The sequence below is a fragment of the Pseudomonas sp. B35(2017) genome (assembly GCF_002113645.1).
GTDB classification, from domain to species: domain Bacteria; phylum Pseudomonadota; class Gammaproteobacteria; order Pseudomonadales; family Pseudomonadaceae; genus Aquipseudomonas; species Aquipseudomonas ekonensis.
On record NZ_NEIZ01000003.1, the window covers coordinates 363,251 to 382,327 of the forward strand.

A 19,077-nucleotide genomic window follows, 5' to 3' on the forward strand; every position below is an offset into this window, starting at 1 on the left:
AAGAGGCGGTTTTTTTATGCCCGCAGTTTAATGCCAGCGGGCAGGCTCAGCCCATCATGTCCTTGATCATGCGCTCCTGTTCCATCAGTTCGCGCTGACGGGCATCGATGCGTGACGACAGCGGGAAATTGTTGCCGGCCTTGCGCTTGGCGAAGTCCAGTTGCTGGATCGCCTGCCGGTAATCGCCCACCAGGGCGAAATACTCGGCGCGGGCCTGGTGCAGGCCGATGATGTTGCCGGACAGGCCGCGGGTCTCGGCCACCTGATACCACACGTCCGGATCGTCCGGGCGCGACTTGAGCAGGCTGTCCAGGGCCTTTTCCGCATCGGCGGCGCGGTTCTGCTTGAGCAGCAGGTCGACCCGCACCTGGTTCAGCGGGTAGTTGCCGGGAAACTGCGTGAGCAGCCGGTCGACCCGCGACTGGGCGTCGGGCAGGCGGTTGTTGGTGATGTCCAGGTCGACCTGGGCCAGGTTGTAGATCAGTTCGTTCGGGGACTTGGCCAGCAACTGCTTGAGGTTTTCCCGGGCGTCATTCAACTGGCCGCCCTTGATCTGGGCAATGGCCAGGCCGTAGCGGGCGACGTCGTTTTTCGGGTTCTCGTCCAGCTGCGCACGGAAGCGCTTGGCGCCCAGCCCCGGGGTCTCTTCGTAGATCAGCTGCACGCGGGCGCGGATCAACTGATAGCGCAGGCTGTCTTCGATGCCGCCGGGCTTGGCCTGTTCGGCGCGGTTGCGGGTGTCGGCGATCCGCGATTCGGTGACCGGGTGAGTCAGCAGGAATTCCGGCGGTTTGGCGTCGAAGCGGTACTGGCGCATCAGGCGCTCGAACATGGTCGGCATCGAGCGCGGGTCGTAGCCGGCCTTTTCCAGGTTGAGGATGCCGATGCGGTCGGCTTCCTGCTCGTTCTGACGCGAGAAGGTGCGTTGCGACTGGATCGCCGCCGCCTGGGTGCCGGCGATGGTTGCGATGCCCGCATCTCCGCCGCCGGCGGCCGCGATGACGATCCCGGCCAGCAGGGCGGCCATCATCGGCACCTGCATCCGCTGGGAGGCTTCGACGCCCCGGGCGAAGTGGCGTTGGGACAAGTGCGCCAGTTCGTGGGCCAGCACCGAGGCGTATTCGCCTTCGGTCTGGGCGTTGAGGAACAGGCCGCCGTTGACCCCGACCACGCCGCCGGGCGCGGCGAAGGCGTTGAGCTGCGGGCTGTTGATCAGGATGAACTCCAGGCGCCGGTCGCTGACCTGGCTGGTCTCCACCAGCTTGTAGACGCTGGACTCGACGTAGTCCTTGAGCTGCGGATCGTTCAGTTGGGAAACCTGGCTGCGCAGCAGCGCCAGCCAGGCACGGCCCAGCTGGTATTCCTGTTGCGGCGAGACAATGGCAGAGCTGGCATCACCGAGTGACGGCAGATCGTCGGCGAAGCCCGGAGAGGCGAGCAGGCAAGCGAGCGTCAGCAGGGTAGGGCGCAGAAAAGTCATGCACAAAGCCTTAGTCGACAAAGACCTTACTGTAGCCGGACACCGGGCCTGCGACCAGATATTCTAGGCGGCCTGACCCACCTGATCCGGAGTGACGCATGAACGACGCTGTAGCCCATGACCGCGAACTGGACGCCAGCGGCCTGAATTGTCCGTTGCCGTTGCTCAAGGCCAAGATGGAGCTCAACAAGCTGCCCAGCGGCGCGGTGCTCAAGGTGATCGCCACGGATGCGGGTTCCCAGCGCGATTTCCGCACCTTTGCCAAATTGGCCGGTCATACGCTGCTGCGCGAAGAAGACGAGGCGGGCGTCTACCGTTACTGGTTGAAAAAAGCCTGAAACCGACAGCGTTCAAGACCTAAGGAATATTGATGTTCAAAGTGTTACGCGACTGGGTTCAGCGCTACTTCTCCGATGAAGAGGCGGTGGTGCTGGCGGTGCTGCTGTTTCTCGCCTTCACGGCGGTGCTCACCTTGGGCGGCATGCTCGCGCCGGTGCTGGCGGGGATGGTGCTGGCTTACCTGATGCAGGGGCTGGTGGTCACCCTCGAACGGCTGCGCATGCCCGGCGGTGCGGCGGTGGGGCTGGTGTTCGCGCTGTTCATGGGCGTGCTGATGGTGTTCATCGTGGTGGTGCTGCCGCTGCTCTGGCATCAGTTGATCACGCTGTTCAACGAATTGCCGGGCATGCTCGCCAAATGGCAGTCGCTGCTGTTGCTGCTGCCGGAGCGTTATCCGCACCTGGTCTCCGACGAGCAGGTGCTGCAGGCCATCGAGGCGGCGCGGGGCGAGATCGGCAAGTTCGGCCAGTGGGCGCTGACGTTCTCGCTGTCGAGCCTGCCGCTGCTGGTGAACGTGATGATCTACCTGGTGCTGGTGCCGATCCTGGTGTTCTTCTTCCTCAAGGACCGGGCGATGATCGGCGAATGGGTGCGCGGCTATTTGCCGCGGGAGCGGGCGCTGATCACCCGGGTCGCCCAGGAAATGAACCGACAGATCGCCAACTACATCCGCGGCAAGGTCATCGAGATCGTGATCTGCGGCGGGGTGACGTACATCGCCTTCGTTGCGCTGGGCCTCAACTACGCCGCGCTGCTGGCCTTGCTGGTGGGCGTGTCGGTGGTGGTGCCGTATGTCGGGGCGGTGGTGGTGACCGTGCCGGTGCTGCTGATCGCGCTGTTCCAGTGGGGCTGGAGCGACCAGTTCATCTACCTGATGGCGGTGTACGGGATCATTCAGACCCTGGACGGCAACGTGCTGGTGCCGTTGCTGTTTTCCGAAGCGGTCAACCTGCACCCGGTGGCGATCATCTGCGCGGTGCTGTTGTTCGGCGGGTTGTGGGGGTTCTGGGGCGTGTTCTTCGCGATTCCCCTGGCGACGCTGTTCAAGGCTGTGCTGGATGCCTGGCCGCGCAAGGAGCCGGTGGTGGCCCCGCTGCTGTAGGGCGTGTTGCGGTGGCGCCCGAGAGGGCGCCACAAAGGCATCAAGCCTTGTTCAGGGCCTGCGCCGCCGCCAGAACCTCGTCCACATGCCCCGGCACCTTCACGCCACGCCATTCCTGACGCAGCACGCCGTTCTTGTCGATGAGGAACGTGCTGCGATCCACGCCCATGTATTCCTTGCCGTACAGCTTCTTCAGCTTGATCACGTCGAACAGCTGGCAGATGGCCTCGTCCTTGTCGCTGATCAGCTCGAACGGGAACTCCTGCTTGCACTTGAAGTTCTCGTGGGACTTCAGGCCGTCGCGGGAAACCCCGAAGATTTCCGTGTCGGCGGCCTGGAACGCGGCGTACTGGTCGCGAAAGCCCTGGCCTTCGGTGGTGCAGCCGGGGGTGCTGTCCTTCGGATAGAAGTAGATCACCACCTGCTTGCCCTTGAGGCCCGCGAGGCTGACGGTTTTCCCGCTGGTGGCGGGGGCTTCGAAATCGGCAACCGGTCGGTCGATCACAACGGCCATGAAAGCTTCCTTCTTACATTGGGTTCTGTGGGCGCCACGGTTCGATCAGCGCGTCCAGGTTCATCGCGTCGGCGAAGTCCAGGAACTGGTCGCGCAGCCAGCTGATCTGGGTGCCGGCCGGCAGGGTCACGGTGAACGTGGCGTTGAGCATGGTGCCGCCGGTCTGCGGGGCCTGGTAGGTGTCGCAGGTCAGGTTCTCCAGGTCGATGTTGTGGTCGGCGAAGAACTGGCACAGCTCGCTGATGATGTCGGAGCGGTAGGCCGAGCTGACGTAGGCCACGTAGGGCAAGGCCTGCGGGCGGTTTTCCAGGGCCGCGCTGCGCACCACGTTGACGGTGAAGGCATGGCGCTTGGCCAGGACCGGCAGGCTGCTCTCGAGGCGGGCCAGGCCGTCCCAGCTGCCCGAGATCTCGAGCACCAGCGCGCTGCACTCGCCGTGGCGGGTCAGGCGCGAGGTGACCACGGCGCAGCGGTTTTCATGGCTGGCGCGGCACAGCACGTTGGTCAGCTCCATGGGGTTGGCGCCGAGGGCACTGATGACAAGGAATTGTTCGCGAACTGTGGGGGTGGACATGCAGCGTTCCTAAAGCGATGAGCGGTCGGTAGTCATTAGAGGGCATCGCCTGTCGGGAAGTGCCTGAACAGGCCTGTGCGCAAGGCCCCGGCAACGTGCTTCGTCGGCGTCCGCCGTGGCGGGAGCGTCCGGCGGCGACGCTGGAACGGGGCCCGGAGGGCCGATTCGGGAGGCTGGAACCCGGCATGCGAGCCGATCTGTACCGATCAAAGCCTGAAGGGTAGCGAAAAGCGGCGCCAAGGGGAATGGCGGCAGCGCAGTACTTCGCTTGTGCAAGCATGTTGGCGCCAGTACCATTACCGCTCTCTTTTTCCGGCAGGAGCGGTTTCATGATTGCGGGCAGTATGGTGGCATTGGTCACACCCATGGATGCACAAGGGCGTCTAGACTGGGACAGCCTCAGCAAACTCGTGGACTTCCACCTCAAGAACGGCACCCATGCCATCGTCGCGGTCGGCACCACCGGCGAGTCGGCGACCCTTGACGTCGAAGAACACATTGCCGTCATCAAAGCCGTGGTCAAACAGGTCGCCGGCCGCATTCCGGTCATCGCCGGCACCGGCGCCAACTCGACCCGTGAAGCCGTCGAACTGACCCGCAACGCCAAAGAGGCCGGCGCCGACGCCTGCCTGCTGGTGGTGCCGTACTACAACAAGCCGACCCAGGAAGGCCTGTACCAGCACTTCAAGCACATCGCCGAAGCGGTCGACATCCCGCAGATCCTCTACAACGTTCCCGGCCGCACCTCCTGCGACATGCAGGCCGAGACCGTGATCCGCCTCTCCACCGTGCCGAACATCATCGGCATCAAGGAAGCCACCGGCGACCTCAAGCGCGCCAAGGCGATCCTCGATGGCGTGAGCAAGGACTTCATCGTGCTGTCCGGCGATGATCCGACCGCCGTCGAACTGATCCTGATGGGCGGCAAGGGCAACATCTCCGTCACCGCCAACGTCGCCCCGCGCGAAATGGCCGACCTGTGCGAGGCCGCGCTGGAAGGCAACGCCGAGAAGGCGCGGGCCATCAACGAAAAACTGATGCCGCTGCACAAGGACCTGTTCATCGAAGCCAACCCGATCCCGGTGAAGTGGGCTTTGGCTGAAATGGGCCTGATGCACGAAGGCATCCGCCTGCCGCTGACCTGGCTGAGCGCTCCTTGTCATGAAACGCTGCGCTCGGCCCTGCGCCAGTGCGGCGTCCTGGTTTAATTGAGGAAGTACAACGCATGAAGCGAATGGCCGGACTTTCCGCACTTGCCTTGATTATCTCCAGCACCAGCGGCTGTGGATGGATCTGGGGCCCGGAAGGTTATTTCCGTGACCGTGGCAGCGACTACCTGCAGGCGCAACAGACCGCGCCGATGCAACTGCCGTCGGGTGTCAGCACCTCCAAGCGTCTGGATCCGCTGTTGCCGATCCCGCGCAACGTGGCTGACGACACCGCAAAAGGCGAGTACGTGGTTCCTCGTCCGCAACCGCTGTCGGCCATCGCCGACGCCGGTGACTACTCGCTGCAGAAGAGCGGCGATTCGCGCTGGGTGATGGCCCAGCATCCGCCGGCCGAAGTCTGGCCGGTCGCCGTGCAGTTCTTCCAGGACAACGGCTTCCGTCTGGACGAGCAGCGTCCGCAGACCGGCGAGTTCACCACCACCTGGCAGCATTCCGATGAGCTGTCCGCCTCCATGGCCAAGCGCCTGAGCGCGGCCGGCGTCGGCGCCGACAGCGAAACCCGCGTGCGGGTGCGCATCGAGCCTGGCGTGCAGCGCAACACCAGTGAAGTCTATGTGGTCAGCGCCGAGCGTCCTGCCGGCAGCACCGCCGACGTGGCGTTCACCAACCGTTCGGTCAACACCGGCCTGGACGCGGCGCTGGTCGACGACATGCTGGCGAGCATGAGCCGCACCTCCGAGAAGGGCGGTTCGGTGTCGATGCTGGCCTCCCGCGATTTCGACGCGCCGAGCCGCGTCAGCCTCAGCGAAGACGGCAGCGGCAACCCGGTGCTCAACGTCGGCAGCGACCTCGACCGTGCCTGGTCGAGCGTCGGCCGTGCGCTGGAGCAAGGCGAATGGCGCGTGGAAGACATCAACCGCAGCCTGGGCCTGTACTACATCAACCTGGCCGAGAAGGCCGAGAAGAAAGACGACAAGCCCGGTTTCTTCAGCAGCCTGTTCGGCAGCAAGCCTAACAAGGAAGAAGTCGAAGCCCGTGCCGAGCGCTATCAGGTTCGCCTGAGCAAGGTGGGCGAGAACGTCCAGGTGACCGTCGAGAAGAACATCAACACCGTGGCGCCGGCCGAAGTGGCCCGCAAGGTGTTGAGCGTGATTCAGGACAACCTGGGCTGATCCGATGCGTTTCGCCGTTCTCGGCAGCGGTAGCCAAGGGAACGGCACGCTGGTCGCCAGCGCCGATACGGTAGTGCTGGTGGATTGTGGCTTCTCCCTGCGGGAAACCGAAAAGCGCCTGTTGCGCCTGGGTGTGAACCCGGCGCAACTGAGCGCGATACTCGTGACCCACGAACATGCCGACCACGTGCATGGCGTGGGTTTGCTGTCTCGGCGCTACAATCTGCCTGTCTATCTGAGCCGCGGCACGTTGCGCGGGATGCGCAAGCCGATTGACGCCACCGGTTTCGTCGCCGGCGGCGAGCGGTTGCAGATCGGCGCCTTGAGCATCCAGGCCATTGCCGTGGCCCATGATGCGCAGGAGCCGACCCAGTATGTGTTCAGCGACGGCGAGCGGCGTTTCGGCCTGCTGACCGACCTGGGCTCTTACTGCGAACAGGTGCTGGACGGCTACCGGGATCTCGATGCGTTGATGATCGAGGCCAACCATTGCCGCGATTTGCTGGCCCGCGGTCACTACCCGTACTTTCTCAAGCAACGGGTGGGCGGCGAGCGGGGACATCTGAACAACCATCAGGCGGCATTCCTGGTGGCCGAGTTGGGTTGGCAAGGCCTGCAACACCTGATCCTGGCCCATCTCAGCAGCAAGAACAACCTGCCGCAGCTGGCCCGGCAATGTTTCGTCGACACCCTCGGGTGCGACCCGGACTGGCTGCAACTGGCCGATCAAGATTCAGGGCTCGACTGGCGCCACATCGCCTAGCCCACCTATTTAGCAAGCGGAGCCCATCATGGAAAAACGTGAAGAACTCTACCGCGGCAAAGCCAAATCGGTTTACAAGACCGACGACGCCGACCGCCTGATCCTGCTGTTTCGCAACGACACCTCGGCGTTCGACGGCAAGCGCATCGAACAGCTCGACCGCAAGGGCATGGTGAACAACAAGTTCAACGCCTTTATCATGCAGAAGCTCGAAGCGGCCGGCATCCCGACCCAATTCGACAAGCTGCTGGGCGACAACGAGTGCCTGGTCAAGAAGCTCGACATGATCCCGGTCGAGTGCGTGGTGCGTAACTATGCCGCCGGCAGCCTGGTCAAGCGCCTGGGCGTCGAAGAGGGCATGAAGCTCAACCCCTACACCTTCGAGCTGTTCCTGAAGGACGACGCCAAGGGCGATCCGTTCATCAACGAATCCCACGTCGTGGCGTTCGGCTGGGGCACCGCCGAGCAGCTGGTGCGCATGAAGGAACTGTCCCTGAAGGTCAACGACGTCCTGAGCAAACTGTTCGACGACGCCGGCCTGCTGTTGGTGGACTTCAAGCTGGAATTCGGTGTGTTCAGCGACGGCTCCATCGTCCTGGGCGACGAATTCAGCCCGGACGGCTGCCGTCTGTGGGACAAGGACACCAAGAAGAAAATGGACAAGGACCGCTTCCGCCAAGGCCTCGGTGACGTCATCGAAGCCTACGAAGAAGTGGCCCACCGTCTGGGCGTACCGCTTTAACCGACGCAAGCATCTGATAGCACGGAAAAAATTTGCGTCAGGGGGTTCGCTTCCGGCAAAAGTGTTGTTATGATGCGCGCCGTTGGAGAGATGCCAGAGTGGCCGAATGGGACGGATTCGAAATCCGTTGTACCTTCGCGGGTACCTAGGGTTCGAATCCCTATCTCTCCGCCATTATTTGAAAAGCCCCGTAGCTGAGAAGCTACGGGGCTTTTTGTTTGCGCCGAAGAAAGCCGTCCGAACGCGGGCTTGCCTTTCGCGATAACTGACTAAACTTTCCGGTTCAGGGTCATGGGCCGCCGGTCTCTTCCGGCAGCCATTTCAATCCGTGAGGTTTGGCCATGGCAAAAGGCAAGAAGAAGGACGGCGAAAAAGGCAAGGCGACCGAAAAGACCAAGCTGTCGAGCAAGGACTACCTGGCCGAGCTGCGCCGTCTGCATGTCGAGCTGGTGAAGATGCAGGAGTGGGTGACGGCCAACGGCATCAAGGTCTGCATCATTTTCGAGGGGCGTGACGGGGCGGGGAAGGGCGGGACGATCAAGGCGATCACCGACCGGGTGAGCCCGCGGGTGTTCCGCGTGATCGCGCTGCCGGCGCCGACCGACCGCGAAAAGAGCCAGATGTACATCCAGCGCTATCTGCCGCATCTGCCGGCCGGCGGCGAGGTGGTGATCTTCGACCGCAGTTGGTACAACCGCGCCGGGGTCGAGCGGGTGATGGGCTTCTGCACCGACAAGCAGGTGGAGAAGTTTCTGCAGACCGTGCCGCTGGTGGAACGGGCCATCGTCGATTCGGGGGTGATCCTGCTCAAGTACTGGCTGAACGTCAGCCAGGAGGAGCAGACCCGCCGGCTCGAAGAGCGCATCACCGACGGGCGCAAGATCTGGAAGCTTTCGCCCATGGACCTCAAGTCTTACAGCCGCTGGTACGACTACTCCAGGGCCCGCGATGAGATGATCGAAGCCACCGACACCGGCTACGCGCCATGGCTGGTGGCCGACTCGAACGACAAGCGACGGGCGCGCCTGAACATCATTTCCGACCTGCTCAGCCGCATACCGTACAAAGAGGTGCCCAGGGAAAAGGTCGTCTTGCCCAAGCGGCAGAAGTCGGGTGGCTATCGGGAGACGAATTACCCCTTCAAGCACGTTGTGGAGCGCTTCTGACCCATGGGCCGCCGAAACCGCCGGGTATGGCAGATGCGGCGGCCTTTGCCGGCGTCAGATCTCCTTGACCGGCGTCTCTGCGTGCACGCCTTTGATCAATTCGATCACGTGCAGGCAGTCCGCCTTGTTCACGTAGGACTCCCCGCTGGCGACGGTTTCGTGGTTCCCGGCCCTCAGCCGCCAGCGCCATTGGCCCTTACCGGTGCTCAGGGTGCCTTTGGATTGTCTGTAGATCTCGAAATACATTCAGTTCGCTCCATGCGATTGGGATATTGCGACACGCTGTGACGCACCGACGCAAGCCTAGCGGAGCTGGCTTTTTTGGCTATCGGGCATTTGTTTCCAATCGTTGGGAGATGTGTGAGCAAGGCCCGGGGCAGGGCGCGCGAACCGGCTCCGGACGAGGTGCGATGCCGTCGCCTCATTCTTGCGCCGCCTCTGGCGGTGCTGCTTAATGAGGTACGGCTCAAGGTATTCGATCCCGGTTCGGCAACCGGTCAACACGCCAAGAGAAGAGCAGGCCCGTGAACCATCCGCTCGGGACGCATGTTGCGGGGCCGGTGACGTTGTCGCTGGTGATCCCCGTGTTCAACGAGGAGGACAGCCTCGACGGCTTTCTTGTGCGCATCGGGCAGGTCTTCGCGCGCGAGGCGCAGATCGGGCTTGAGCTGGTGTTCGTCAATGACGGCAGCACCGATGCGACGCTGGAGCGGCTGTTGCGGCATCAGAGGGATGACCCGCGGATCCGCGTCGTCGACCTGAGCCGCAACTTCGGCAAGGAAGCGGCGCTGTCGGCCGGCCTGCAGACCGCCACAGGGCAGATCGTGGTGCCGATCGACGTCGACCTGCAGGATCCGCCCGAAGTCATCCTGCAGATGGTCGCCCGCTGGCGGGAAGGCTATGAGATGGTGCTGGGCCACCGCATCAGCCGCCGCAACGACTCCTGGGCCAAGCAGACCTCCGCCAATTGGTTCTACCGCCTGCACAACAGGATCGCCGACCAGCCCCTGCCGGAGAACGTCGGCGACTTTCGCTTGATGGACCGCTGCGTGGTGGACGCGCTGCTGACCCTGCCGGAGTCGAGGCGCTTCATGAAAGGGCTGTTCGCCTGGGTCGGTTTCCGCACCACCCATGTCGATTACGAGCGGCCGCAGCGCGCGGCGGGCAAGAGCAAGTTCAACGGCTGGCGGCTGTGGAATTTCGCGCTGGAGGGCATCACCAGTTTCAGCACCGAGCCGCTGCGGATTTGGACCTACCTGGGGGCGGCGGTGTCGCTGGTGTCCTTTGGCATCGCGATATTCATTGTGGCGCGGACGCTGATCTACGGCGTCGACTTGCCCGGCTATGCCTCGCTGATGGTCGCCGTGACGTTTCTCGGCGGCCTGCAGCTGATCGGCATCGGGGTGCTCGGCGAGTACCTGGGCCGCACCTACATCGAAGCGAAGCACCGGCCGGTTTTCCTGGTGCGCCGCATCTACGAACCCAAGGACTGAGGCATGGACCTCAAGGAAGCCGACATCCTGGGCGAGCGCATCGGTGAGCATTGGTACTACGGCGCCAAGGCCGCGGCGATCCGCCGGATGCTGGGGGACGTGCCGGTCAGGCGGATTCTCGATGTCGGCGCCGGTTCAGGGTTCTTTTCCCGCCATCTGCTGGCCTGCACCGCCGCGTGCGAAGCCTGGTGCGTGGACACCGGCTACCCCGCCGACTCCAGTGGGGAGAGCGACGGAAAACCGGTGCACTACCGCCGCGCGATGGGAACCGTGGACGCCGACCTGGTGTTGCTGATGGATGTGCTGGAGCACGTCGATGACGACCTCGGCCTGCTTCGGGCCTGCATCGGCCAAGTCCCGTCCGGCAGCCGCTTTCTGATGACGGTGCCGGCCTTTGCGTTCATGTGGAGCGGGCACGACGATTTTCTCGGGCACAAGCGCCGATACACCCTGGGACGGTGCGAGGCCCTGGCCGCCGCTGCGGGCCTGCAAGTGGAGCGGGGCGCCTACGGTTTCGGTGCGGTGTTTCCGTTCGCGCTGGCGTCGCGTCTGCTGGCCGCAGGCTCGGCGCCGCGCTCTCAGCTCAAGCGTCACTCGGCTTTCGTCAATGCGCTGCTCAAGGCACTGTGCAGGCTCGAATTGCCCCTGATGGGCATCAATCGCCTGGCCGGCCTGAGCGTGTTCGTGCTGGCGCGCAAACCGTGACGGTCGCCGACCGGTCCGCCCTGATCCGCCGCGGCCTGCGTTTCGCCGTGACCGGGCTGTTCGTCACGGCGCTGCATGCGTTGGTGGCGGTGCTGTTCATCCGCTTCGTCAGCCCGCGTCCGCCGGTGGCCAACGGCGTGGCCTTCGCTCTGGCGACGGTGGTGTCGTATGCGCTCAACACGGCCTGGAGCTTCTCCGCGCGGTTGCACGGCAAGACCCTGCTGCGCTTCATGTCGGTGTCGGCGGGCGGCTTTCTGTTGGCGGTGTTCGTGGCGTGGTCGGCGCAGGTTGCCGGCCTGCATTATCTGCTGGGCGTCGCTGCGGTGGCGCTGACGGTGCCTGCCTTCACGTTCGTGCTGCACAACGTCTGGACGTACCGATGACGGACGCCGCAGCCGCCGCGCCGTTTCGATGGACGGCGCCCCCCCTGCCTTTCTACACTGCCGCCATCTGGGGACGGGGGTGAAGGATGAACCGAAATGAACTGCGCAAGGCTGACATCAACCTGATGGTGGTGTTCGAGACGCTGATGCTCGAACGCAACGTGACGCGGGCCGCCGAAAAGTTGTTCCTCGGCCAGCCGACCATCAGTTCGGCGCTCAACCGCTTGCGCACGATGCTCAACGATCCGCTGTTCATCCGCGTCGGTCACCGCATGGAGCCGACGGCCCGGGCCGAAGACATCTTCCGCCACCTCAAGCCGGCGCTGGACTCCCTCTCGGTGGCCCTGAGCCTGACCCGGGATTTCGATCCCGCCGTCAGCACCATGACCTTTCGCATCGGCCTGTCCGACGACGTCGAGTTCGGCCTGCTGCCGCCGGCGCTGCGCACCCTGCGCCAGGAGGCGCCGAACGTGGTGTTCGTGGTGCAGCATGTCGACTATTGGCGGATCCCCGACCTGCTGGCTTCGGGCGACATCACCGTCGGCATCAGCCAGACCCGCGGCCTGCCGGCCAACGCCAAGCGCAAGCTGCTGCGGCACATCCAGCCGAGCATCCTGCGGGCGGACGCCTCCGCCACGCCGCTGACCCTCGATGAGTACTGCGCCCGCCCGCACGTGCTGGTGTCCCACACCGCCAACGTCAGCGGCTACGCCGACGAGTGGCTGGCGGACATCGGCCGCACCCGCCAGGTGGTGCTGTCGGTGCCGCAGTACAGCGCACTGCCGGCGCTGCTGGCCGGCACCGACCTGATCGCCAGCCTGCCGGACTACACGGCCGAGGCGATGGCCGCCTCGGGGCTGCTGTTCAAGGAGCCGTTCCCGTTCAAGACGCCGACCCTGGACCTGTCGATGGTCTGGCTCAGCCATGTGGACAGCGACCCGGCCGAGCGCTGGCTGCGCTCGCGGCTTGAGGCGCTGATGAGCGAACGCCCCGCGACCTGACCGACACCGCAGCACCTGTAGGCGCGGGCCCGCGCCACAGAAATTAGTGATATATGTACGGCCTTTGCGCCCAATGACTGGAGTTCCCCCATGCCGCACCTGCACCTGGAATACACCGCCAACCTGCCGCAGTTGAACGCCGACCTGGCGCTGATCCGGCTCAACAACACCTTGGTGGCTTCCGGTCAGTTCGCCGCGGAGTACGACATCAAGAGCCGTGCGGTGAAGGTCGAGACGTTCAGGGTCGGCACCGCGCCTGGCGAGCGGGCTTTCGTCCATGTGAAGCTGGCGCTGCTCAGCGGGCGTTCGCCGCAGATCAAGCGGCAGTTGTCGGAAAGCCTGCTGGCGGCGCTGCAGGACCTGTGCGAGTGGCCGGCCGGGGTCGACGTGCAGCTGTGCGTGGAGCTGCTGGACATCGACCGCGAGTCCTACACCAAGACCGCCATCGGCGTGTGAGGCTCAGGCGGCTTCCAGCTCCGAGCAGGTCTTGATGACCTGCTCGCGCAGCCAGAGGTTGGCGCTGTCCTGGTCGGCGTTGCGGCTCCACTGCATGTCGAGGGTGAAGCCGGGCAGGCCGTTGGGCGCCTCGCAGTGGTTGAACACCGCGTCGTTGGTCAGCAGGCGCTGGATGCGCCGGGGCAGGGTGAGGATGAAGTCGGTGCCGGTGATCATCTTCAGCGCCGCGCTGTAGCTGTTGGAGCGGGCGACGATCTGGCGCTTCTGCGCCTGGCGCGCCAGCCAGCCGTCGACCATGTTGGTGGTGGACATCCACGGCGTGGGGAACACGTGCCGGCGTTCGGTGAAGGCCTTGAGGCTCAGGCGTGGCTCCAGCGGTGTGGCGCGCTTGTCGAAGACGCAGACCAGATCGTCCTCCAGCAGCATGCGCGATTTCAGGTCGGCATGCTGGCGGTGAAAGTGCGGGCCGAAGCAGATCACCAGGTCGAGGCTGCCGTCGCGCAGCTCGTCGGCGGGCACGTCGGTCTCGAACTTGTGCATGTTGACCATCACCGGCAGATCGTCGAAATCGAAGCGCTTGAGCATCCGCGGCAGGATCAGTTGCTCAAAGTACTCCGGCGCGCAGATGTTGAAGGTGACCGCCTGGGCCATCGGATCGAACACCGGGGGGCCGGCGTGGCACAGGTTGATGCTTTCGAGGATCTTCTGCACATGGCTGTACATGCCGTCGGCCTTGTAGGTCGGCCGCATGCCCGTGCGAGTGTTGATGAAGAGTTCGTCTTCGAAGCTGGTGCGCAGTTTCTTCAGGCAGTAACTGACGGTGGACTGGCTGACGAACAGCGCCTCCGACACGTCGGTGACACTGCTTTGCTCGTACACGGCGACGAACACCATGAGATCCTGCATGTCGAGCTTTCTAAGCAAGTTACTGTTCAGCATCCGTTCCGTCCTGCAGTGCTCCTTGCGCCGATCCGCGCAAACGTGTGCGGACGATCCTAACGGAACGATGGTGCCAGGAAAAACCCCTGTAGGACATTTTACGGTCAGTTGTGGGACAGAAAGTTCCAGCAACACGACGTGCCGAAGTAAACCCGTAAAAGATGGCCAGAAGCCTCCCCCGCAGGCGGGCTCAAGTCACGCTCAACGGATGTGGCGGGCGTAATGTTTGGGGTCGAAGCGCAGCACCATCAGCAGCATCAGCGCCATCACGGCGGTCAGTGACCACCAGGCGCCCTCGAAGCTGCCCGAGCGGTCGCGGATGAACCCGGCCAGCAACGGCGACAGGCCGGCGATCAGGTAGCCGATCCCTTGCACGAACGCGGTCAGGGCGCCGGCCCGTTGCGGCTCGTCGAGGTGGTCCAGGGACACAATCAGGCTCATGGGAAACAGGCCGCCGATGCCCAGGCCCAGCAGGCAGGGCCACAGCAGGCCCAAGTGGTGCGGGCTGAGGATCAGGCCGCAGAAGCCTGCGATGATCAGCACGAGCAGCCCGCCGAGCACCGCCCGCCGGTCACGGCTGCGGTTGGCGATGGCGGGCACCGTCAGGCCGGCGATCACTTCCATGGCGGTGAGGAAGCCCAGCACCAGGCCGGCGTGCTGTTCGCTGAAGCCTTGCTCCACGTAGTACGGCGCGAGCCAGGCCAGCACGCAGGTGTAGGACGCTGTGCCCAGGCCGAAGAAGAGCGCCAGCCACCAGGCGCGGGCGTTGGAGAAAAAGGATTCCCTCGCGGCCTTCACCGCCGCGACGGGTGAAGCCCCCGCACCTTGCGTCCGCCACACCAGCGCGGCGCACAGCGCCAAGGCCGACCAGAGCGCCAGCCCTCCGCGCCAGCTGCCGCCGTGCAGCAGCACCAGCGGCGCAAGCGAGGCGGCCAGCGCGGCGCCGCCCATGATCGAGGTGACGTACAGCCCCATGCACAGCGCGACGTGGTCGGGAAAGCGCGATTTGATCAGCGCCGGCATCAGGGCCTGAATCAGCGCGATGCCGATCCCGGCGAGCACCGCACTGGCGATCAGCGGCGGCGCCGAGTCGAGGAACAGCCGCGACAGGCTTGCCAGCCCGATCACCAGCAACGACAGCAGCACCGTACGCCGTTCGCCCAGGCGTCGGCTGATGCCCAGGCCGAAAAACATCGCCAGCCCCATCGCCGTCACCGGCAGCATGGTCAACAGGGAGGCGAGGCTGAAGCTCAACGGGATGTCGCCGCGGATGGCCGACAGCAACGGGCCGACCGCTGCCATCGACGGCCGCAGGTTGAGGGCGACCAGCACGATGCCGAGCATCAGCCAGGCGGCGGGACGGGTGGTCGTGGTGCGTACGCTTTCCATTGACGGGCCTTGGGACGGGAGGCGGTCGATTAGGCGCGCGGGGCCTGTGGGCGGGCAAATCAGAAAGTCTGCGGTGGTATTTAAAAAGTCGATATCACGGCGTGGCAGTCACCCCAGGTGTCGGTTGTGCTGGCCTCATCGCTGGCAAGCCAGGCTCCCACAGGGTTTTGTGGTGTACAGGGAATTTGCGGCCCAGCGAGATCCCCTGTGGGCGCCAGCCTGCTGGCGTTGGCGTCAGTGATCGCGCCACCCAGTCTGGGCAAAACCTGTGAACGAACTATTCTCAAATACATCGGGCCAACTATTCGTTGGCTTCTTTTTCACAAAAAATTGATGGTTGCCTGCTTAAAGTTTGTCCCGCCTTGATCAATGAAATTTTCACAATTGGTCACAGCGCTTCTTTCAGGAAATGCCCCTCTTTATGCTGAAGTTAAAAGCCGTGCGCCCGGAATGGGTGACGTTGTTGGCCAGTGCCTTTCTTTTGCTCGGATTCAATGGCGTGCTCTGGCAGCACCTGTCCGACATCACGTCGGCGGACGGCAAAGGCATCGCCATGCGCATCGCGTTCGGCGTCATGATTTTCGCGGCCTACAACATCGTGCTGACGCTGCTGGCGTTCCGGCCGGTGTTGAAGCCGCTGCTGAGCCTGATGTTTCTGGTCAGCGCCGGCGTGGCCTACTTCATGAGCCAATATGGCGTATTGATTGATGCGGGCATGTTTCGCAACTTCGCCGAAACCAATGCCACGGAAGTTCGCGACCTGCTGTCCTTGAAGTTGTTTGTTTATATTCTCCTGCTCGGTGTCTTGCCGACCTGGCTGTTGTGGAAAGTTCCGGTCAACTACCGCAAGTGGCACCGGGAACTGTTGAGCAAAGTTATCGTGGGCGTCGCGTCGGCGGCGGTCATCGGCGGGGTGGCGCTGGCCAACTACCAGGGCCTGTCTTCGTTGTTCCGCAATCACCATGAACTGCGCCTGATGCTGGTGCCGAGCAACTACATCGGCGCCTCGGCCGGCTACCTGCGCGAGCAGGTCGCCTCGGTGCAGCAGCCGTTCGTCAAGATCGGCGAAGACGCCCAACGCAATCCGGCCGTGCAGAACCGTCCGCGCAAATCCCTGACCGTGCTGGTGGTGGGAGAGAGCGCCCGGGCGGAGAACTTCGGCATTCTGGGCTACGACCGGGACACCACGCCGAAGCTGGACAAGGAAGCCGGCCTGATCGCCTTCACCGACGTGCACTCGTGCGGCACCGAAACCGCCGTGTCCGTGCCGTGCATGTTTTCCGACATGGGCCGCCAGGACTACGACGCCAGCAAGGCGAAGAACCAGGAAGGGTTGCTGGACGTGCTCAAGCGCGCCGGCCTCGAAGTGATCTGGCGCGACAACCAGTCCGGCTGCAAGGGCACCTGCGACCGGGTCACCGTGCAGGACGTCAGTAACCTGAAAGACCCGGCCCTGTGCGCGAACAGCGAGTGCCGCGACGAGATCCTCCTGCAAGGCCTGCAGGGCTTTATCGACCGCCTGGACAAGGACACCGTGCTGGTGCTGCACCAGATGGGCAGCCACGGCCCGGAATACTTCAAACGCTACCCCAAGGAATACGAGCATTTCACCCCGGTGTGCGAAAGCAACGCCCTGAACAACTGCAGCCGCGAAAGCATCGTCAATGGCTACGACAACACGCTGGTCTACACCGACCACGTGCTGTCGAGCCTGATCGATGTGCTGCGCAGCAACCAGGACAAGGTCGACACCGCGATGCTGTACCTGTCCGACCACGGCGAGTCCCTGGGCGAGTACAACCTGTTCCTGCACGGCACGCCGTACATGCTGGCGCCGGAACAGCAAAAGCACGTGGCGATGCTGGCCTGGTTCTCCGACAGCTACCAGAAGGCTTACTCGGTCGACACCCATTGCCTGCAACTGAGCCGCGACAAGCCCCTGAGCCAGGACAACCTGTTCCACTCGATGCTCGGCCTGCTGGAGGTGCAGAGCAACGTTTACCGGCATGACCTGGACCTGTTCGCCGGATGCCGCGGCGCGGTGATCGACGGGGTGCTGGCCAAGGACTGAGACTTCAGACACGTCCTGTCAGACTATTCTTGCTCTCAAGCAGGAGATTTCATCAATCCACCTGCCCTGCAGAGGCGCGGAAAGCGCCGGCGGCGATATATACTGCGCGCCATTCTTCAAGGGAGAGCCGTGTGGCCATCGATATTCACTGGATTCGCGACAACGATAGCCTGGCGCGCCTGTGCGCCGAGTGGCAGCAGTTGCCCTTCGTGGCCCTCGACACCGAATTCATGCGGGTCGATACCTTTTACCCGATCGCCGGCCTGCTGCAGGTCGGCGACGGCCAGCGCGCCTACCTGATCGACCCGCTGACCATCGACGCCTGGCAACCGCTGGCCGCGCTGCTGGAGAACACGGCGGTGGTCAAGGTGCTGCACGCGTGCAGCGAAGACCTCGAAGTGCTCCTGCGCCTGACCGGCAGCCTGCCGGCGCCGCTGTTCGACACCCAACTGGCCGCCGCCTACTTGAACCTGGGGTTCTCCATGGGCTATTCGCGGCTGGTGCAGGAAGTGCTCGGCATCGAACTGCCCAAGGGCGAGACCCGGTCCGACTGGTTGCAGCGGCCGTTGTCCGACACCCAGGTCAGCTACGCTGCCGAAGACGCCGTGCACCTGGCCGAAGTGTTCGTGAAGCTGCGCCCGAAACTGTCGGACGAACGTTGCGCCTGGGTGCTGGAGGACGGTGCGGAACTGGTCGCCAACCTGCGCCGCGAAACCGACCCTTACGAGGTGTACCGCGAAGCCAAGCTGGCGTGGAAACTGTCCCGCGCCCAATTGGCCGTGCTGCGCGAGCTGTGCGCCTGGCGCGAACGCGAGGCCCGGGCCCGCAACCTGCCGCGCAACCGCATCGTGCGCGAGCAGTCGCTGTGGCCGCTGGCCCGCACGCAGCCGGACAACCTCGGCGCGTTGGCCAAGATCGAAGACATGCACCCGCGCACCGTGCGTCAGGACGGCGAGTTTCTGCTTGATCTGATCAAACGCTCTGGCAGTGTGTCCCCTGACCAGTGGCCGCCGGCGATTCCCGAGCCGCTGCCGATCGAGGCCGCCGCGCTGATCAAGCGGCTGCGCGCCATCGGCCAGGCCGAAGCGGAGCGTCTGGGGATCGCGCCGGAACTGATGCTGCGCAAGAAAACCCTCGAAGCGCTGGTCAAGAGCGGCTTCCCCGAGGGGCCTTACCAACTGCCAGATTCGCTGCGTGGCTGGCGCCGCGAACTGATGGGCCAGCAGCTGCTCGACAGCCTGGCCTCCGCCGGAGAACAGCCTTGAAACAGATTTGCTCGATCTACCGCAGCCCGAAGAAAAACGAAATGTACCTGTACGTGCTCAAGAGCGATGCGCTGGAGCGGGTGCCGGAGCCGCTGCTGGCCGCGTTCGGCAAGCCGCAGCACGCCTTTGACCTGGTGCTGACCCCCGAGCGCAAACTGGCGCGCGAGGACATCGCCGTGGTGCTGGAAAACCTCGACAAGCAGGGCTATCACCTGCAGATGCCGCCGGCCGAGGACGAATACATCGAACACCTGCCCGAAGAGTTGCTGCGACGCAACGACCCGGTCTGATCCGCGGGGCCCTGTCCTGGGCCCCGGATTTCCCTGGAACTGATTTTCACGGCGATGGCTGCCA

The 19,077-nt window shown here is 64.0% G+C and carries 21 protein-coding genes and 1 tRNA gene; 16 read left to right on the plus strand and 6 right to left on the minus strand.

The features are described 5' to 3' along the window. Nucleotides 1-46: 46 nt before the first annotated feature. Nucleotides 47-1,480: a M48 family metalloprotease gene (locus CAG41_RS08310; protein ID WP_085585121.1), complete on the minus strand. Its 1,434-nt coding sequence runs from the start codon at nucleotides 1,478-1,480 to the stop codon at nucleotides 47-49. Between the two features lie 98 nt (nucleotides 1,481-1,578). Here CAG41_RS08310 and CAG41_RS08315 point away from each other — a divergent pair, with 98 nt between their 5' ends. Next, nucleotides 1,579-1,818: a sulfurtransferase TusA family protein gene (locus tag CAG41_RS08315; RefSeq protein ID WP_085585119.1), complete on the plus strand. Its 240-nt coding sequence runs from the start codon at nucleotides 1,579-1,581 to the stop codon at nucleotides 1,816-1,818. Nucleotides 1,819-1,850: 32 nt separating this feature from the next. Further along, the gene (locus CAG41_RS08320) at nucleotides 1,851-2,921 is read left to right on the plus strand and encodes an AI-2E family transporter (protein WP_085585117.1); all 1,071 of its coding nucleotides are present in this window, start codon (nucleotides 1,851-1,853) and stop codon (nucleotides 2,919-2,921) included. A gap of 40 nt (nucleotides 2,922-2,961) precedes the next feature. On the opposite strand, the gene CAG41_RS08325 is transcribed toward CAG41_RS08320, so the two are convergent. Together CAG41_RS08325 and CAG41_RS08330 are read right to left on the minus strand one after the other, a co-directional pair. Then, nucleotides 2,962-3,435 (minus strand): peroxiredoxin, encoded by a 474-nt coding sequence (locus CAG41_RS08325; protein ID WP_085637204.1) that lies wholly within the window; start codon nucleotides 3,433-3,435, stop codon nucleotides 2,962-2,964. Between the two features lie 13 nt (nucleotides 3,436-3,448). Beyond that, complete coding sequence (locus CAG41_RS08330; protein WP_085585113.1) at nucleotides 3,449-4,009, minus strand: glycine cleavage system protein R; 561 nt, start codon at nucleotides 4,007-4,009, stop codon at nucleotides 3,449-3,451. A gap of 329 nt (nucleotides 4,010-4,338) precedes the next feature. Between CAG41_RS08330 and dapA the strand changes: the two genes are divergently transcribed. The 6 genes from dapA (at nucleotide 4,339) to ppk2 (ending at nucleotide 9,021) form a co-directional block, all read left to right on the plus strand. After that, nucleotides 4,339-5,217 carry a 4-hydroxy-tetrahydrodipicolinate synthase gene (gene dapA, locus CAG41_RS08340; protein ID WP_085585109.1) on the plus strand — a complete coding sequence of 293 codons (879 nt, stop codon included), beginning with the start codon at nucleotides 4,339-4,341 and terminating at the stop codon, nucleotides 5,215-5,217. Nucleotides 5,218-5,234: 17 nt separating this feature from the next. Beyond that, nucleotides 5,235-6,350: an outer membrane protein assembly factor BamC gene (gene bamC / locus CAG41_RS08345; RefSeq protein WP_085585107.1), complete on the plus strand. Its 1,116-nt coding sequence runs from the start codon at nucleotides 5,235-5,237 to the stop codon at nucleotides 6,348-6,350. A 4-nt stretch (nucleotides 6,351-6,354) separates the two neighbouring features. Beyond that, nucleotides 6,355-7,113, plus strand: coding sequence for an MBL fold metallo-hydrolase (locus CAG41_RS08350; protein WP_085706853.1), 759 nt, complete (start codon nucleotides 6,355-6,357; stop codon nucleotides 7,111-7,113). A 28-nt stretch (nucleotides 7,114-7,141) separates the two neighbouring features. After that, nucleotides 7,142-7,855 carry a phosphoribosylaminoimidazolesuccinocarboxamide synthase gene (gene purC, locus CAG41_RS08355; protein WP_085585103.1) on the plus strand — a complete coding sequence of 238 codons (714 nt, stop codon included), beginning with the start codon at nucleotides 7,142-7,144 and terminating at the stop codon, nucleotides 7,853-7,855. A gap of 84 nt (nucleotides 7,856-7,939) precedes the next feature. Then, a tRNA-Ser gene (locus CAG41_RS08360) sits at nucleotides 7,940-8,029 on the plus strand. Nucleotides 8,030-8,196: 167 nt separating this feature from the next. After that, the gene (ppk2, locus tag CAG41_RS08365) at nucleotides 8,197-9,021 is read left to right on the plus strand and encodes a polyphosphate kinase 2 (RefSeq protein WP_085637193.1); all 825 of its coding nucleotides are present in this window, start codon (nucleotides 8,197-8,199) and stop codon (nucleotides 9,019-9,021) included. A 54-nt stretch (nucleotides 9,022-9,075) separates the two neighbouring features. Here the strand turns inward: ppk2 and CAG41_RS08370 are convergent, their stop codons facing one another. Beyond that, the gene (locus CAG41_RS08370) at nucleotides 9,076-9,267 is read right to left on the minus strand and encodes a DUF1508 domain-containing protein (RefSeq protein WP_085585099.1); all 192 of its coding nucleotides are present in this window, start codon (nucleotides 9,265-9,267) and stop codon (nucleotides 9,076-9,078) included. 278 nt (nucleotides 9,268-9,545) lie between these two features. On the opposite strand from CAG41_RS08370, the gene CAG41_RS08375 reads away from it, so the two are divergent. The 5 genes from CAG41_RS08375 to CAG41_RS08395 all read left to right on the plus strand — a co-directional run bounded on the left by CAG41_RS08375 (nucleotide 9,546) and on the right by CAG41_RS08395 (nucleotide 13,059). Then, nucleotides 9,546-10,514: a glycosyltransferase family 2 protein gene (locus CAG41_RS08375; protein WP_085585097.1), complete on the plus strand. Its 969-nt coding sequence runs from the start codon at nucleotides 9,546-9,548 to the stop codon at nucleotides 10,512-10,514. A 3-nt stretch (nucleotides 10,515-10,517) separates the two neighbouring features. After that, entirely contained in the window at nucleotides 10,518-11,219 is a 702-nt protein-coding gene (locus CAG41_RS08380; protein ID WP_085706854.1) for a bifunctional 2-polyprenyl-6-hydroxyphenol methylase/3-demethylubiquinol 3-O-methyltransferase UbiG, read from the plus strand. Beyond that, entirely contained in the window at nucleotides 11,216-11,602 is a 387-nt protein-coding gene (locus CAG41_RS08385; RefSeq protein WP_085694313.1) for a GtrA family protein, read from the plus strand. The genes CAG41_RS08380 and CAG41_RS08385 overlap by 4 nt, the downstream gene beginning before the upstream one ends. 86 nt (nucleotides 11,603-11,688) lie before the next feature. Continuing rightward, complete coding sequence (locus CAG41_RS08390) at nucleotides 11,689-12,603, plus strand: LysR family transcriptional regulator (protein WP_085585091.1); 915 nt, start codon at nucleotides 11,689-11,691, stop codon at nucleotides 12,601-12,603. A 90-nt stretch (nucleotides 12,604-12,693) separates the two neighbouring features. After that, nucleotides 12,694-13,059, plus strand: a complete 366-nt coding sequence (locus tag CAG41_RS08395) for a 5-carboxymethyl-2-hydroxymuconate Delta-isomerase (protein WP_085585089.1) — start codon at nucleotides 12,694-12,696, stop codon at nucleotides 13,057-13,059. 3 nt (nucleotides 13,060-13,062) lie between these two features. Here CAG41_RS08395 and CAG41_RS08400 read toward each other — a convergent pair whose 3' ends face one another. Further along, nucleotides 13,063-13,998: a LysR family transcriptional regulator gene (locus tag CAG41_RS08400; protein WP_085706855.1), complete on the minus strand. Its 936-nt coding sequence runs from the start codon at nucleotides 13,996-13,998 to the stop codon at nucleotides 13,063-13,065. 201 nt (nucleotides 13,999-14,199) lie between these two features. Next, the gene (locus tag CAG41_RS08405; RefSeq protein ID WP_085656152.1) at nucleotides 14,200-15,387 is read right to left on the minus strand and encodes a cyanate transporter; all 1,188 of its coding nucleotides are present in this window, start codon (nucleotides 15,385-15,387) and stop codon (nucleotides 14,200-14,202) included. 421 nt (nucleotides 15,388-15,808) lie between these two features. Here CAG41_RS08405 and CAG41_RS08410 point away from each other — a divergent pair, with 421 nt between their 5' ends. From CAG41_RS08410 to CAG41_RS08420, 3 genes are all read left to right on the plus strand, one after another. Then, nucleotides 15,809-17,458, plus strand: coding sequence for a phosphoethanolamine transferase (locus tag CAG41_RS08410; RefSeq protein WP_085637187.1), 1,650 nt, complete (start codon nucleotides 15,809-15,811; stop codon nucleotides 17,456-17,458). Nucleotides 17,459-17,589: 131 nt separating this feature from the next. Beyond that, nucleotides 17,590-18,723 carry a ribonuclease D gene (gene rnd / locus CAG41_RS08415; RefSeq protein ID WP_085585081.1) on the plus strand — a complete coding sequence of 378 codons (1,134 nt, stop codon included), beginning with the start codon at nucleotides 17,590-17,592 and terminating at the stop codon, nucleotides 18,721-18,723. Continuing rightward, entirely contained in the window at nucleotides 18,720-19,013 is a 294-nt protein-coding gene (locus CAG41_RS08420; RefSeq protein ID WP_085585079.1) for a YcgL domain-containing protein, read from the plus strand. The genes rnd and CAG41_RS08420 overlap by 4 nt, the downstream gene beginning before the upstream one ends. The last annotated feature ends 64 nt before the right edge of the window (nucleotides 19,014-19,077 follow it).